A 16,237-nucleotide genomic window follows, 5' to 3' on the forward strand; every position below is an offset into this window, starting at 1 on the left:
ACATTGTTACCCCTTGACTGCATCTCGCAACGCCTGGATCGCTTCGTGTCTGTCAGCAGCATTGAATACGGCACTACCTGCGACAAGGACATCTGCACCTGCATCTGTACATTGCTTAGCAGTTTGCACATTCACACCGCCATCGACCTCTAATTCAAACGTTAAGTTCATTTCTTTACGCCAGGCAGCGAGCTGTTCTATTTTCTGTATGGTATTTGGAATAAGAGTTTGCCCGCCAAATCCGGGATTTATAGTCATAATTAACACAAGATCTACATCTGTTAAAATTGGTAATAGCATTTCAGTAGGGGTTGCTGGATTAATCACCACACCCGCTCTTGAGCCACAATCTTTGATCAACTGGATCGTTCGATGTAAATGGACACATGCTTCCTGGTGTACCGTAATAATGGACGCACCAGCCTTAGCAACTTCCGGAATATATGTATCCGGATTCTCAATCATGAGGTGAACATCCAGCGGCAGCGATGTAATTGGTTTGATTGCCTCAACAATCATTGGACCAATCGTAATATTCGGCACAAAATGGCCATCCATCACATCCACATGAATGTAGTCGGCTCCCCCCTCTTCCACATTTTTAATTTCTTCCCCAAGCTTAGCAAAATCTGCTGATAATATAGATGGCGCTATTTTTACCATATTTAATACCTCGGCTTTCTTGTTTCTATTTCTTTTAAAAAGCTTAAATAATGATCATATCTGTAAGACATAATTTCTCCTTCTTCTACCGCTTTCTTCACTGCACATTTGGGCTCTTTATCATGCATACATCCCCTGAATTTACAGTAATGCTTTCTTTCTCTCATTTCCGGAAAACAATCTGATAATTCATCCGTCTGAATCTCATTGAAATCTAGTGCACTAAAACCTGGCGTGTCAGCTACAAGTCCACCCATCACCTGAACTAATTCCACGTGTCTTGTCGTATGTTTCCCCCTGCCAAGACGCTCGGATATCTCGGCGGTCTTAAGCGAAAGCGAGGGTTGTAATGCATTTAAAAAGGAGGACTTGCCTACCCCTGATTGACCAGCAATAACAGTAACTTTATCTTTAAAATAATGATCTAATTTCGGTAAAATTACTGGTGCTTTAGATGAAATTAATTCAACTTCATATCCAATATCTTTATATGCAGTCTGATAATGTTCAATTTCAACTTGCCCTTCATCAGAAAGTTTGTCTATTTTTGTAATAAAAATAACCGGTTTGATCCCTTTGGATTCGATTAATACAAGAAATCGATCCAATAAAGTTGTACTGAATTGCGGGTTAGCAGCTGAGCTAACGATGATCGCTTGATTAATATTAGCGACCGGCGGACGGACAAGTTCATTTTCCCGTTGTTTAATTTCCATAATATATCCTTCATCAGGGTTACTGATATCAAAAGCCACATGATCACCAACAAGCGGGGTGATGTTTTTTTTACGAAAAACACCCCTCCCTCTACATTGATAGACCTTGGTTGCTGTCTGGACATAATAAAAACCACTTAAAGCCTTGATAATTCTGCCATCCGGCATTTATTCACCCTCTTCATATAAAACTGTTTTATTCGTGATTTCATCATCATCACGCGTAATAATGTATTCTGCTTTATCATCGGGAGCGATTGTTAATGTAAATGTAAATTCGGTATCCTCCGTTATTGCTTCTTCCTTATAAACTTCAGAAATATCATTATTCATATCCCCGATATAGATTTTTACAACCTGTTCTTCTTTTTCTTTCTCTTTTTTGTCACCTGAATCATCGTCATTGTCATCCTCTTCCTCATTCTTATCTTCTTCATCTACTGTATCGCCCTCGTCCTCTTCATCTTCCTCGGGCACAGGACTATATGGAACAGTATATGACACAGAATGAGATTCTGGCGGCTTTTTCTCAGGTCCGCTAGAAATGGTTACATCGACTGTGGATCCTTCTTCCAGTTCCGTTTCTGCTTCCGGATCCTGTTTAATTACTTCTCCTTCAGGAACACTGTCTGAATTGTCATAGCTGGTATTCATCTTTAGTTGGTGACTCTCTAAATACGCTTTTGCTTCTTTTTCTGTCATTCCTTTCAGGTTATTTAAACTGACTAGCTCAGGCCCTTTACTCACTTCAAATAATACCCGCGTTTCACTTGGAACGACTTCACTATCAGCTACAGGTTGTATCTGCGAGAGAATCTCACCAACTGGACTATCAGAGAACTTCTCATAAGCATTAATATCATCATAACCCGCATCTTCGAGCAATCCTTTTACCTGGTTGTAATCCCTACCTGTATAATCTTCAAATGCCACTTTTTCTTTTCCTTGACTAATATAGAGTGTGACTGTCGATTTTTCTTTCACTGTTCTGCCCGCCTTCGGATCCGATCGAACAACTAAATCTTCATCGACATCATCGGAAAAAATTGTTTCCCTGCTGATTTCAAGTTTAAGTGTTTCTAATTCTTCCTCTGCTTCATCCAGTTCCATCCCTGATACATCGGGAATGGTTACGTCCTTCGGTTTGATAATTCCCGGTATGAGGAACAGCGCAGCAATTCCAGAAGCAAGTAAGATAAATAAAACGATGAGAATAATCAGCCACTTTTTCTTTCGCTTTTTCTTCTTTTTCGGTGGCTTCTTGTCTTTCTTAGATTCCTTTTTCTTCCCTTTCACATTTGTTTCTTTATCTTCCGGATATGCTTTTGTAGTTCCATTTGTTTGATGAATCAATGTATCCTGATTTTCATCCTGCCCAAACTGATCATCAGTGATGATCGGAATTGCCTTTGTTGCATCTCCAGCTTCTATAGGTGGGGAATATGGTGCAACATTTAAGTTATCTGGATGTAATGCCATTTCCAGCGCATCGTCCATCTCATAAACCGATTCATAACGATTGAATGGGTCTTTCGCAGTTGCCTTTAAAACGATATTCTCCACACTTTGCGGAACATCCGGGTTAAACCGCTTAATCGAAGGTGTGTCATTTTGTAAATGCTTTAAAGCAATTGATACAGGCGATTGTCCGGAAAAAGGAAGTCGTCCGGTTAATAATTCAAACAGGACAATCCCAATTGAATAAATATCAGACTTTTTGGTAGCTGTTGCTCCCCTTGCTTGCTCTGGAGATAAATAATGAACAGAGCCAAGTATTGAATTGGTTTGTGTTAGCGAAGTAGCACTTAATGCAATGGCTATTCCAAAATCCGTTACTTTTACCTGCCCATATGTATCAATCAATATATTTTGCGGTTTTATATCCCGGTGTACAATGTCATTGGCATGAGCATGGGCAATGGCTGCCGTGATCTGCTTCATGATATCCAATGCTTCCTGTACAGCTATTGGACCATAAAGATGTATATATTCCTTTAAAGTCATACCATCTACATATTCCATCACCATATATAAAATATGATCTTCTTCCCCAACATCGTAAATATTGACGACATTCGGGTGTGACAGACTTGTAGCTGATTGTGCCTCCCGGTCAAAACGGGCAATAAATTCTTCATCATTGGCATATTCCAGACGCAACACCTTGATGGCGACATCTCGTTCCAATATGGTATCCCTAGCTAAAAACACATTAGCCATCCCGCCGCCGCCAATAGTTTTAATAATTCGGTAGCGATCATTTAGCACACGACCATTCATCATGACATGTCACCTGCTTCCGGTGAAGGTGCTTGCTGACCATATTGAATGATAATCAGGGAAATATTATCCTCCCCGCCCCGGTCATTAGCTAAATCAATGAGCGCTTGTCCGCTTTCGTTCATTTCCGGCTTTGTTTGTATTACTTCAACCAATTCGTCATCTGTCACTTTATCTGTTAGTCCATCGGTACATATTAATAGTTCGTTGCCTTTTTCAACACTAATTGTTTTCACATCTGGCACAACGCTCTCCTCTGTACCTAGCGCTTTTAAAACAACATTTCTTCTAGGGTGGTCATGTGCCTCATCCTTAGAAATCTGACCGGATTGGACAAGTGCATTGACAAGGGAATGATCCTCAGCAATTTGTTTAAATCCTTCTTCATTTAGCAAATAACTTCGACTATCACCAATATGCCCTATCGTTACAAAATCCTGCATACAAATAGCTACTTCAATGGTTGTACCCATTCCCCGACACTCTTCATGAAGCTGTGCGTGTTCATAAATGGATGTATTGATTTGTGATATTACTAGATGCAACCATTCTTCTGTTTCTTCCGGTGAAAAAAGCTGATTACTATTTTGCCATTTTTCCTGTAGCTGGCTGGTCGCCATTTGACTTGCTACGTCTCCCGCTCTATGACCACCCATACCGTCAGCAATGACAGCTAAAAACTGACCATAATCATTATAGTAAATACCGCCGGAATCCTCGTTATGACTTCTTACTTGCCCCCGGTCCGTCAGGAAAAGTCCTTCCATACTTTACACCCCTTTGAAAAAAGCAATAATAACTGACTATAGATTAAAGTATTACACAAAACAGTCAATAAAAGAACATTATTTTTCACTTTTTACTAGTCGCGTAAGAAAAAAGCCATCTGTGTCATTGGTTTGAGGAAAAATTTGCAAGCCTTCTTGACTGATTCCTGGTGAGGTTTTTAAGTCATTTGGCAGTTCATTGAAAAACTGCTCATCCACTTTATAGTTTAAATGGTCCTCCAAAAATTGCTTCACGACTGCTTCATTTTCCTGTTTATCAACCGTACATGTACTATAAATAAGTAATCCGCCTTTTTTCAATAAAGGGGCAACACCTTGCAGAATATCTGATTGAATGGTTGACAAGCGTTCCACATCGGCTAATTGTTTATCATATTTAATTTCTGGTTTTCCGCGGATTACACCTAGACCAGAACATGGTGCATCAACCAAAATACGATCAAAACTTTCATTTTCATGATACGCTTGAAGTTTTCTTGCATCTCCTGCCTGTGCATCAATAATAGACAATTGTAGCAAGGACGCCTTTTCATCGACCTCTTTTATTTTCTTTTTATGCAAATCATAAGCATAAATATGGCCATTGTCTTCCATTTTCTCTGCAATATGGGTTACCTTTCCACCTGGTGCACTACATGCATCCAGCACATCCATCCCGGGAGCAGCATGAAGCATCTCTGCTACGAGCATCGAGCTTTGATCTTGAATCGTAATATAACCCGCTTGAAATAATGCTGTTTTTAAAACATTTCCCTTCTCAATGATGATACCTTGAGGTGAGAATATGGATTGTCTCGTTTCCAGACCTTCTTCATTTAAACGTTTCATTGCTTCCTCGCGTGTGATTCTCAGTGGCTGGATACGGACAGACATCGTCTTTCTTGCCAGGTTTGCTTCACACATTTCTTTTGCTATTGGGTAACCATAATTTGTAACCCAGCGATCGACCAGCCATTGAGGATGGCTCGTTTCGACGGCAAGTCGCTCAGATTGATCCTCGATCGAGGCAGTATCTGGAACTCCTTTTCTTTGTATGGTTCTAAGCACACCATTTACAAAGGAAGCAATCCCTTTATGGCCACGTTTTTTTGCAATTTCGACGGCTTCATGAATAATTGCGTGATCAGGCACTTTATCTAAAAATACCATCTGATAAACTGACATTCGAAGCAAAGATTTCACCCAGATATCAAGTTTCTTCTTAGGATCCACAAAAGCCGCTAAATAATAATCAATTGTAAACTGCCGTTGGATTGTACCATAGACAATTTCCGTTAAGAGGCCTTCATCCCTTGGATCAACTTGTTTTGTTCTTAATGTGTGATCAATTAATAAATGACTAAAGCCATGATCTTTTTCAATCCTTACTAATAAATCCACAATGGTATTTCTTAAACTGAAATCATTCATATTATTCACCTAGTGTCACGCCGATCTTTATTCGGTCGGCTGCGCCTCTCAAGTACTCTTTAACAGACATTCTCTTTTTACCAGCCGGTTGTATTTCTGTAATCCGGATTCCCTTTCGATTACCGCAAACAACAACAAATGTCGCTTCATCTTTTTGGACAATTTCACCTGGTTTACCTTGATATTCGTTATGATCTATTTCTCCCCACCAAAGCTTCCAAGTCTTCCCTTCATACGTTGTAAAAGCTACTGGCCAAGGGTGTAAACCACGAATATGATTGTAGATTTCCTCGTTGCTGCGTTCCCAATCTACTTTTTCCTGTTCTCTTTTGATATTTGCTGCAAAGGTTGCTTGCGATTCTTCTTGTTGTTTTGGCATTATTTCACCAGCAAATAATTGCGGTAAAGTCTCTAGCAATAATGCTGATCCTGCCTGGGATAGTTTATCATGCATCGAACCAACATGATCATCGTGTTCAATGGTCACTTTTCGTTGTGTTAAAATATCACCTGCATCCAGTTTTTCCGCCATGTACATGATCGTTATTCCCGTTTCCGTTTTACCCTCGATAATTGCATAATGGATTGGCGCACCGCCACGTAATTCAGGCAATAGGGACGCGTGCACATTAATACAGCCATATTCCGGAGCCTCAAGTAGTCCGTTTGGCAAAATTTGACCATAGGCAGCAGTAACGATTAAATCCGGTCCATACGCAAGTATCTTTTCATATTCTGTGGTTAATTTTTCTGGTTGAAATACTGGTATGTTATGTTTTTCCGCTTCTACCTTTACCGGTGGTGATGTCATCACACGTTTTCTTCCTTTTGGTCTGTCAGGCTGGGATACAACTAGAACAACTTCATATTCTGACGATACCAAAGAACGTAAGATTGGAACGGAGAAATCTGGGGTGCCCATAAATACAATACGTTTCATCTATAAAACCTACTTTCTATTCTGCTTTTACATTAGGGAGCTTTTCGTATAGATTGTTCATACTTCGTTTTTTAGAAAACATCCTTACATCAAATGATAGGGTTGCATGTCGACTGTTATGAGTAAATCATCTTTGCGCATTTCATCCGCAAATTGATCGAGTACTTTATTAATATAAAATCGTAATTGTGGTTCATCTTTGTATTTTATCATGCATTGATAACGATATCTATCTTTGATTCGTGGTATGGGTGATGGCGTTGGGCCTAGAATGACTGTATTATTTTGCAGGCTTTTTGCAAGTAACTGCACAATTCGCTGCGATGTTTGCGCTACTTTCACATGATTAGGATGTGAAATGGTTAACAAAACTAAAAAAACATACGGAGGATATTGAAACGCTTTTCTTGTCTGCATTTCTTTTTTATAAAAATCTTTAAAGTTATATTTGCTGGCTAGTTCAATACTATAATGATCCGGTGTGTATGTTTGCACAATAACTTCCCCAGTCAATTCATGCCTTCCAGCGCGCCCGCTCACTTGTGTCAATAACTGGAACGTTTTCTCGGAGGAGCGAAAATCAGGTAAATGTAGCATCGAATCAGCAGTTAGAACGCCCACTAATGTCACGTTTTCAAAATCTAATCCTTTGGCGATCATTTGTGTTCCTAGCAATATATCCGCCTCTTTATTAGCGAATTGACTTAGTAACTTTTCATGGGAGCCTTTTCTCCGTGTCGTATCGACGTCCATACGGATGACGCTTGCTTCAGGGATAAGCGCTGTTAAAGCTTCTTCCACACGTTGGGTTCCAGTACCGAAATAGCGGATTAAATCACTATTACATTCCGGACAAACGGTTGGCATTGGCTCTTCATAGGAACAATAATGACATTTTAATTGGTTATATTTCTTATGATAGGTTAAAGCAATATCACAATGTGGGCATTCTTTCACATGTCCGCAGTCTCTACACATCACAAAAGTAGAATAACCCCTTCTATTTAATAATAAGACGATTTGCTCGCCTTTTTCCAGACACTGTTCGATTTTCTCTTTCAATTTACGCGAAAACATAGTTCGGTTCCCAGCGTGAAGCTCGGACCGCATATCAACAATTTCCACTTCCGGCATCGCTTGATCATTCGTACGTTTACTTAATGTGGCTAATTGATAGACACCCTTTTCAGCTCTGGCGAATGATTCCAATGTTGGTGTTGCACTGCCTAAAACCACGGGACAGTGATGGGTTTTCGCGCGCTTAATCGCCACATCTCTGGCATGGTATCGAGGTTGATCATCTTGCTTGTAAGTTGTTTCATGCTCCTCATCGATAATAATAATGCCAATATTTTCAAATGGGGCAAAAATAGCAGACCTGGCCCCAACAACAACCTTTGCTTCTTTTCGCTGGATTCGTCGCCACTCATCATATTTTTCACCAGCTGAAAGTGCACTGTGCATGACTGCAACTTCCGAACCAAACCGCCCCTTAAAACGATTCACCATTTGTGGTGTGAGTGAGATTTCCGGCACCAGAACAATCGCTTCTTCTCCCTTTTCAATGACATCCTGGATAGCCTGCAAATAAATCTCGGTTTTTCCACTTCCAGTTACACCATGCAACAAGAAAACATCATGCACACCATTTGCGATCCTTTCCTTGATTGGTCTAATGGCTGTTTCTTGCTGTTCTGTTAATACAAGTGGTAAAGTTCTGGCGAATGCTTCGTCATTGTATGGATTACGAAAAACTTCTTGCTTATCGGATTCAAGCAAGGATTTATCGATTAATGCTTTAACGGTACTTGTCGTGGTCTCTACTTTATTCAATAACAGTTTTTGCTCAATTGGTTCCGGATGTTCGATAAAAAATTGAAGTAGCTGCTTTTGTTTTTTTGCACCATTGGATAGCTCGAGAAGCGCTTCCTCCAGTAAATACGACTCTTTTGCTGGCCTGATCATTGTCACATACTTCTTAGTGATTTTAGATTTAACCAGATATTCGATATACACGTCGCCTGACTGTACAGCTTTTTGCAGCTGAGTGTAACTTATCGTTGACCCTTCAAATTCTTCATATGAAATAAAGTCTCTTCCTGCAAAAATATTTTCAAGGTTCTCTGGCAATTCTTCACCGGTTGCACGGACAATTTCCTTTTTATATTTTGACTTTAATGCTTGTGGCAGCATCGCCTGTAACGCGGTTATATAAAAGCTTAACGTTTCGTTGGCTATCCATTTCCCCAGTTCTAACAGTTCTGGTGTTAAAGCGGGTGTCAAGTCCAGAACATCCGATATTTCCTTTAGCTTATCAAAAGATGATTTATCGGTTCTTTCAACGACAAACCCCATTATCTTCCTTGGTCCGAATGGTACAATGACACGCATCCCGTTCGTAAGGATATCGGCAAAGCGATCAGGGATAAGGTAATCAAATGTTTGGTTAATGGAACTGGCTGGTACATCCACAATGACTTTTGCTATATTCACTATTAATCATCCTTCATATCACGATCGATCAATTTCAAAATACTTTCCGCAATCTCCCTTTTTGTTGCTTTGGGGAGTTCCTTTTGTTTGCGAGCTTGATTAACATAGGTAACAATGTTTGTATCCTCGCCAAAACCGGCGCCTTCTGTAGATACATTGTTAATAATAATTGCGTCTAAATGCTTCTTCTCCAATTTTGCTAACCCATAATCAAGCGGGTTTGATGTTTCCGCCGCAAAACCTACAAGGAATTGGTTTTTCTTTATTTCACCAAGTGATTGTAAAATATCTTTCGTTCGCTCCATTTCAACTTGCAATTCACCGGCTTGCTTTTTCACTTTTTCATCATAGGTAATCTTAGGCCGATAATCAGCAACCGCAGCAGCTTTAATCACAATGTCGTTTGCCTGAAAATGATCGTGCATCGCCACATACATATCCTCAGCTGCTGTAACATCAACCCGATCTATCAGCGGATTCGTTGTTTCAATTGCTGTTGGACCTGCAACAAGTGTTACGTCTGCCCCAAATTGTGCTGCTGCTTCTGCGAGGGCAAATCCCATTTTTCCGGAGGAGCGATTGGTAAAGTAACGAATCGGATCGATTTTTTCTTGGGTCGGACCGGCTGATATAAGTACTTTTTTACCGCTAAGCAGTTTATCTTCTGATTGATGGTTGTCAATCACTTTTATAATACTTTCCGGCTCTTCTAGTCTTCCTTTTCCTACATATCCACACGCTAAATAACCCGCACCAGGTTCAATAAAATGATAGCCCCAAGCATCCAGTTGCTTCATATTACGAACGACAGCTGGATGCGCGTACATGTGTACATTCATTGCCGGTGCAATATAGACAGTTGCCATGGTAGCGAGTAATGTCGTTGAAAGCATATCATCTGCAATTCCATTTGCCAGTTTGCCGATCATATTCGCTGTAGCTGGTGCAATAATAACAATGTCCGCCCAATCTGCAACATCAATATGCGCAATTTTCTTTGGATCCTTTTCATCAAAGGTATCGATGTAAACAGGGTTTCTGGATAAAGACTGAAAAGTTAGTGGTGCAACAAATTCGGTCGCATTTTCCGTCATCATAATACGGACGTTTGCACCGGCTTGTGTCAGTTTACTTGTTAATGCACATGCTTTATAAGCTGCTATTCCACCAGAAACTCCCAACAAAATATTTTTTTGGTTCAACATGAGATGGATTCCTCCCCTATTAGGCATTACAATAAATTATTCTAAAATAGTTTATTATCAGGACTCGGGACATTTCAAATAGCTCATTCTCTTGATTGATCTGACTTTTCATTTTCAAATTAGGCTCTTTTCTCAAAGATTGGGACTGCACCATGGGTTCGTCCCAACGAAAAACGTTGTTGTTTTTGCAGATAAGAAAGTTTAAATCTATCTAATCCTGCATAAGTGCAACTAAGAATTTAGCTATGGCCGTTGCTTTCCGCGGGCACGGCTTCAGCCTTCGACGCACAGGACTTGCTAGTGTAGGTGTTGCGACAGGACGTCGCGTACTTAACCTACCTCGAGAAACCCACTCTGCGGGGTCTTCAGACTCGTGCTGGGACTGCGATTACTCCGTCCCACCGAAGACCATTGTTCCCGCAAGAGTCAACGGCTCTACGCTCCAAACAACCATCATAATAGTTGAAAGCAAGCCAATCTTTTACTGTTGCCAAACACCATGTGAGCGAAGGAAATCACGAAGACTCCTGCGGGAACAGCGAAGACGATGAGACCCCGCAGCGTTCTTTGCGAGGAGGCTCAGCACGAGCCCGCGGAAAGCGTAGTGTATTTCCGAAGCGTTAAGATAAGGAAACCTAATTCATTACGTCGCAGCTTCTATCAAACGCATGAATTAAATAGCAACAAAACTTACGAAAAGAGCCTCAAGTTACTTTTAAAATTAGCTTTGTCCCGAGACGAATACTAAAAGAAAGGCCCCCGCGAATAATGATGCAGCGAGGGCACTTCCATGTTATTTTGCTTCTTTGACGTATAACTTTCCGGCTAATATTTCTTCCAGCGCCATTCCAACATATTTTTCCGATTTCGGATCTTCAATCAATGTCCTGTTTGTTTCACTCATTTGTCTTGCTCTTCTCGCTGACAAAGTAACCAATATATATTTCGAGCTTATTTTTTCCTGTAGTGCATCAATCGATGGGTCTAACATCATTTTAATTCATCCTCCAGAATTTTTTTATATTGCTTGGCGATTCGTTCTCGTTTCAAGTGTTCACTTTGAATAATGGACTCAACCTTTGCTACAGCATGATCAACCTGGTCGTTCACCACAACATAATCGTAGGCGTCCATCATTTCAATTTCCTTCCTCGCTTCTTTTAACCGATTCAACACCAAATCATTCGATTCAGTACCACGGCTAACAATTCGATTTTTCAATTCTTCCAGACTCGGTGGGAACAAAAAGATAAATACACCTTCCGGGAAATTTTCTTTTACTTGAAGCGCGCCTTGCACTTCAATTTCCAGAAACACATCATGTCCTTTAGCAAGCATCTGCTCAACATAGGTCCGCGGTGTGCCGTAATAATTATTAACATATTGCGCGTATTCTAACAGCTGATTTTGTTCAATCAGTTGTTCAAATTCCTTTTTCGTTTTATAAAAATAATCTACCCCATCAATTTCGCCTCGTCGTTTCCCTCTAGTCGTCATCGATATGGAATATTTCAAATCCGTTTTTTTGTTAAAAAGTTGTTTTCTGACGGTTCCCTTGCCTACACCGGATGGTCCGGAAAGAATAAATAAAATTCCCTTCTCTTCAATCAACATTGTTCCTCCTAGTTATCTGGAATGCCCTTCATTCATCTGTTACTTCATCATGATTTACTACACGTTGTCCAACTGTTTCAGGCTGTACTGCCGATAATACCACATGGTCACTATCTGCAATAATAACTGCCCTTGTCCGTCTTCCATACGTTGCATCGACTAATTTATTGTTATCACGGGCAACAGTGATAATTCGTTTTATTGGTGCTGATTCCGGAGAAACAATCGAAATGATTCGATTGGCAGAAACAACATTTCCAAATCCTATATTAATTAAACTTAATCCCAATATTACTTCCCCCTTGCATTCTTTTGTATATGTATTTGCCTACTTTTGATCGTTTATATCTATTATATCGAATAAGACGGCAAAAACTCAACTATTTATTCGATATTTTGCACTTGCTCTTTGATTTTCTCTATTTCACTCTTTAATGCTACCGTCTGCTCACTGATTTTTGCATCTGTAGATTTAGATCCAATTGTATTTGCCTCCCGGTGCATCTCCTGTGAAATAAAATCAAGCTTTCTGCCGATGGTTCCTGATTGGTTTGTCAATTCCTTTATTTGTTCCATATGACTGAATAGACGGGTGATCTCTTCTGTAATATCTCCTTTTTCCGCAAGCAGTACGATTTCCTGATGTATACGGGCACGATCAATTATTTCCTTATCGCTAACGATGTCATTGATTCGTGCTTGTAATCGTTCGCGATATTCCCCCTGAACCTGAGCTCTCTGTTTTTCTAATACCTTTACTATATCATAAATGACAGTGATTCTTTTTATTAAATCCTCAATTAAGAAAGATCCCTCTTCTTGACGCATCTTGTTTACTTGTTCACAGGCATTTTCTGTCGTTTTTATTATAGACTCTTTTAATCCTTCCGGTTGATGTGACGTCTCCTGAATAGAAATAATATCTGGTATGGATGTAATAATCGTTGGCGGAATTTCACCTTTTAATTGATAGCGATCCATTGCCATATTGATTTGTTCCATATAATCATCCATCATATCCCAGTCCGTGCTTAGCCTTCTTCGGACAAGTCCATCTCCTTCCACTCCAATATAAACTTCGATTTTTCCTCGCTTGAAATAAGATTGTACTATTTTTTTAATACTGGATTCTAAAAATAAAAAAGTACGAGGTATTTTTGCGGTCACATCCAGAAAACGGTGGTTAACGCTCCGGATCTCTACTGTTACCGTTGTATCTTCTATATGTAAAGTATGCGTACCATATCCTGTCATACTCATTGCCATCTTCATCACTTCCATTCATCTATCCATTATAACGTTAATTACACTATAACGAAAGAACCCGAATCGGTGATCAATAGCTTCCAATTCGGGTTCTTTCATTTATTTTTTTGTGAATCCAAACAAAACTGTTGGCAATGAACCTAATACAATGATGAGCATCCAATCTCTTAACCCTAAAAAGGTCGTATGAAAAATTGGTTGTAAGGGTTGCCAGTAAATAACAACGAGCAACAAAAGTAAGGAAGATAGCACTGCAAATATCAAGTAAATGTTGCCAAACGGATTTCGATCAAATATAGAATGTTCACTGCGACAATCAAACACATGGATTAATTGAGCAATCACTAACGTAGTGAATGCTACGGTTTGACCATAAACCAGATGATCCGGATTGTTTTGATACGTTATCATAAAGGCTATCAATGTAACAATCCCAATCAGAATACCGCGCGAAATAATTTTATAACCTAATCCCCTGGCAAAGATACTTTCACGTGGATTTCGCGGTCCATGTTTCATCACATCTTCTTCAGCCTTATCTAGTCCCAACGCCATTGCTGGCAGACCATCTGTTACTAGGTTCACCCATAATATTTGAACAGGTACGAGTGGTAATGGCATTGCAAGTAGCATCGCGAATAACATTACCAATATTTCTCCTACGTTGGACGCGAGTAAGTATCGGATAAACTTACGGATATTTTCATAAATATTTCGTCCTTCATGAATAGCTGATCTGATTGTAGCGAAGTTATCATCCAGTAAAACAAGCGATGAAGCTTCCTTTGTTACATCTGTACCACTGATCCCCATACTGATTCCAATATCACTGGCCTTAATTGCTGGAGCATCATTAACTCCATCCCCTGTCATGGCAACGATATGTCCTTTATTTTGGAATGCCTGGACGATTTTTAATTTGTGTTCTGGTGTCACACGGGCGAATACATAGGCATCGTCAATCACGTTTTCTAAATCTGTTACAGACATTTGATTTAACGCAGACCCTTCGAGAATCTTCCCATCTTCTGGGATTAGATTAATATCTTTGGCGATTGCATGGGCTGTCCTAACATGATCTCCTGTTATCATGACTGTTTTTATCCCCGCCGTTCTACATTCTTCAATGGCTGTTCTGACTTCTTTTCTCGGCGGATCAATCATCCCAAACAATCCGATTAACGTTAAATCTTTTTCAAGGAATGTCATTTCCGGGTTATCGTCTTTACGTAGTGGCTTAATCCCGATTGCAATCGTTCTTAGTGCTTGATCAGCCATTTTATCAATTGCACGCTCAAAATTACTTTTATCCTGCGCTTTTAGGACTCTTCTCCCCTGTTGATCTAATAAAAACGTGGACCTGGGCAGTAATACATCTGGCGCTCCTTTCGTAATTAGAAACTGCATCTTCTGCTCATCTTCTACAATCACACTCATTCGTTTTCGTTCAGAATCAAAAGGAAATTCCTTGATAATGCGGTATTGATCATTCGCAAACAGCGTTAATCCAATCTTTCTTGCAGCAACGAGTAATGCACCATCTGTTGGGTCTCCATCAATGTAATGTTTCCCTTTTTTCACTTGTAATGATGCATGATTACAAAGCTGACCATATAAAAGCATCGATTCCAGGTTTGGGTATGTTTTATCCAGCTTTTGTTTATTTAAAAAGTAATCCCCACGTATATCATACCCGTCGCCCGTCACATACATATGCTCACCATTTAAATAAATTTCCTTTACGGTCATTTGATTTTCTGTCATTGTTCCCGTTTTATCGGAACATATAACCGATGCACAGCCAAGTGTTTCCACTGCAGATAGCTGACGAACAACTGCCTTTTTCCGGATCATCCGCTGGACACCTAAAGACAGTGCAACAGTAACAATCGCCGGTAAACCCTCCGGAATCGCCGCAACAGCTAACGACACCCCAGCCAGAAACATCTCGTAAACAGGGTGCCCTTCGAAAACCCCAAGGACAACAACCAAAGCTGTTAAAAGTAATGCAACAACAATTAAAATTTTACCTAATTCCGCCAGTTTACGCTCTAATGGCGTCATCAACTTTTTCGTACCTGCCATTAAGGAGGCAATTTGTCCCATTACTGTATGCATTCCCGTGCCAACGACAATACCAATGCCGGACCCTCTCGTTACTAACGTCCCCATAAATCCCATGTTGACCTGATCCTGCGCATCCAAATCATCGGCTTTAATGGAGGTAGCGTGTTTGGTAACTGGCAATGATTCCCCTGTAAGTGCTGCTTCATCTGTTTCAATACTGTTTGATTTTACGATTCGGATATCTGCAACAATCCGATCGCCACTTGTTATTTTTACGACATCACCAACAACGACATCTTTAGAGGGAATGGTTTCCCAATTCCCCTCTCGTAAAACATGAACTACCGGGGCTGATAATTCCTTGAGCTTGTCCAACGATTTTTCTGCCTTTTGCTCTTGAAAGAATCCCATAAAACCATTAATCAACACAATTATCATAATGGCAATTGCATCAATATATTCCCCTAACAATCCAGCCATTAATGTAGCAGCCAATAATACAATTACCATAAAATCCTGAAATTGCTTCAGGAAAATTAGCCATTTGGATATGCTTTTTTGTTCCTCCAGCACATTATAGCCATATTGTTTACGGCGCTGTTCTACCTGCTTAGAAGTGAGTCCTCTGTTTGACGTGACATGCAGCTTCTGCTCAACACGATCTACATCTAATTGATACCATTTCATTCCGCATCCCTCCCAATCAGCCCAAAACTTTAGAAAACAATTAATATCGCTTTACAGGATATGTATGCATACTTGTACTAAAAAATGCTATAATTGCGCAAGAGGTGA

Annotated in this window: 13 protein-coding genes; all 13 read right to left on the reverse strand. The window is 40.0% G+C overall.

The window, feature by feature from the left end:
• Positions 1-6 precede the first annotated feature (6 nt).
• On the reverse strand, positions 7-663 hold the full coding sequence (gene rpe, locus JOC34_RS04875) for a ribulose-phosphate 3-epimerase (protein ID WP_205135579.1): 657 nt from the start codon (positions 661-663) through the stop codon (positions 7-9).
• A 2-nt stretch (positions 664-665) separates the two neighbouring features.
• Positions 666-1,547 (reverse strand): ribosome small subunit-dependent GTPase A, encoded by an 882-nt coding sequence (rsgA, locus tag JOC34_RS04880; protein ID WP_205135580.1) that lies wholly within the window; start codon positions 1,545-1,547, stop codon positions 666-668.
• On the reverse strand, positions 1,548-3,662 hold the full coding sequence (pknB, locus tag JOC34_RS04885) for a Stk1 family PASTA domain-containing Ser/Thr kinase (RefSeq protein ID WP_205135581.1): 2,115 nt from the start codon (positions 3,660-3,662) through the stop codon (positions 1,548-1,550).
• Positions 3,659-4,426 carry a Stp1/IreP family PP2C-type Ser/Thr phosphatase gene (locus JOC34_RS04890; RefSeq protein ID WP_205135582.1) on the reverse strand — a complete coding sequence of 256 codons (768 nt, stop codon included), beginning with the start codon at positions 4,424-4,426 and terminating at the stop codon, positions 3,659-3,661. The genes pknB and JOC34_RS04890 overlap by 4 nt, the downstream gene beginning before the upstream one ends.
• Before the next feature lie 78 nt (positions 4,427-4,504).
• Entirely contained in the window at positions 4,505-5,857 is a 1,353-nt protein-coding gene (rsmB, locus tag JOC34_RS04895; RefSeq protein WP_205135583.1) for a 16S rRNA (cytosine(967)-C(5))-methyltransferase RsmB, read from the reverse strand.
• A 1-nt stretch (position 5,858) separates the two neighbouring features.
• The gene (gene fmt, locus JOC34_RS04900) at positions 5,859-6,797 is read right to left on the reverse strand and encodes a methionyl-tRNA formyltransferase (protein ID WP_205135584.1); all 939 of its coding nucleotides are present in this window, start codon (positions 6,795-6,797) and stop codon (positions 5,859-5,861) included.
• 84 nt (positions 6,798-6,881) lie between these two features.
• A complete protein-coding gene (priA, locus tag JOC34_RS04905) occupies positions 6,882-9,290 on the reverse strand; it encodes a primosomal protein N' (RefSeq protein ID WP_205135585.1) in 2,409 nt (802 codons plus the stop codon).
• Positions 9,291-9,292: 2 nt separating this feature from the next.
• Positions 9,293-10,495: a bifunctional phosphopantothenoylcysteine decarboxylase/phosphopantothenate--cysteine ligase CoaBC gene (coaBC, locus tag JOC34_RS04910; protein WP_205135586.1), complete on the reverse strand. Its 1,203-nt coding sequence runs from the start codon at positions 10,493-10,495 to the stop codon at positions 9,293-9,295.
• Between the two features lie 793 nt (positions 10,496-11,288).
• On the reverse strand, positions 11,289-11,489 hold the full coding sequence (gene rpoZ, locus JOC34_RS04915) for a DNA-directed RNA polymerase subunit omega (protein WP_205135587.1): 201 nt from the start codon (positions 11,487-11,489) through the stop codon (positions 11,289-11,291).
• Positions 11,486-12,106, reverse strand: coding sequence for a guanylate kinase (gene gmk / locus JOC34_RS04920; protein WP_205135588.1), 621 nt, complete (start codon positions 12,104-12,106; stop codon positions 11,486-11,488). The genes rpoZ and gmk overlap by 4 nt, the downstream gene beginning before the upstream one ends.
• Before the next feature lie 31 nt (positions 12,107-12,137).
• On the reverse strand, positions 12,138-12,398 hold the full coding sequence (gene remA / locus JOC34_RS04925; protein WP_205135589.1) for an extracellular matrix/biofilm regulator RemA: 261 nt from the start codon (positions 12,396-12,398) through the stop codon (positions 12,138-12,140).
• Positions 12,399-12,493: 95 nt separating this feature from the next.
• On the reverse strand, positions 12,494-13,390 hold the full coding sequence (locus JOC34_RS04930) for a YicC/YloC family endoribonuclease (protein WP_239544057.1): 897 nt from the start codon (positions 13,388-13,390) through the stop codon (positions 12,494-12,496).
• A gap of 84 nt (positions 13,391-13,474) precedes the next feature.
• On the reverse strand, positions 13,475-16,129 hold the full coding sequence (locus tag JOC34_RS04935) for a cation-translocating P-type ATPase (protein WP_205135590.1): 2,655 nt from the start codon (positions 16,127-16,129) through the stop codon (positions 13,475-13,477).
• Positions 16,130-16,237 lie beyond the last annotated feature (108 nt).

Origin of the sequence: Virgibacillus halotolerans (genome assembly GCF_016908515.1) — a bacterium.
GTDB lineage: Bacteria > Bacillota > Bacilli > Bacillales > Amphibacillaceae > Virgibacillus_M > Virgibacillus_M halotolerans.

What these genes read in the sequence shown, in the direction of transcription:
- rpe (WP_205135579.1), bottom strand. Translation starts at nt 663, where the DNA reads ATGGTAAAAATAGCGCCATCTATATTATCAGCAGATTTTGCTAAGCTT.
- rsgA (WP_205135580.1), bottom strand. Translation starts at nt 1,547, where the DNA reads ATGCCGGATGGCAGAATTATCAAGGCTTTAAGTGGTTTTTATTATGTC.
- pknB (WP_205135581.1), bottom strand. Translation starts at nt 3,662, where the DNA reads ATGATGAATGGTCGTGTGCTAAATGATCGCTACCGAATTATTAAAACT.
- JOC34_RS04890 (WP_205135582.1), bottom strand. Translation starts at nt 4,426, where the DNA reads ATGGAAGGACTTTTCCTGACGGACCGGGGGCAAGTAAGAAGTCATAAC.
- rsmB (WP_205135583.1), bottom strand. Translation starts at nt 5,857, where the DNA reads ATGAATGATTTCAGTTTAAGAAATACCATTGTGGATTTATTAGTAAGG.
- fmt (WP_205135584.1), bottom strand. Translation starts at nt 6,797, where the DNA reads ATGAAACGTATTGTATTTATGGGCACCCCAGATTTCTCCGTTCCAATC.
- coaBC (WP_205135586.1), bottom strand. Translation starts at nt 10,495, where the DNA reads ATGTTGAACCAAAAAAATATTTTGTTGGGAGTTTCTGGTGGAATAGCA.
- rpoZ (WP_205135587.1), bottom strand. Translation starts at nt 11,489, where the DNA reads ATGATGTTAGACCCATCGATTGATGCACTACAGGAAAAAATAAGCTCG.
- JOC34_RS04930 (WP_239544057.1), bottom strand. Translation starts at nt 13,390, where the DNA reads ATGGAAGTGATGAAGATGGCAATGAGTATGACAGGATATGGTACGCAT.
- JOC34_RS04935 (WP_205135590.1), bottom strand. Translation starts at nt 16,129, where the DNA reads ATGAAATGGTATCAATTAGATGTAGATCGTGTTGAGCAGAAGCTGCAT.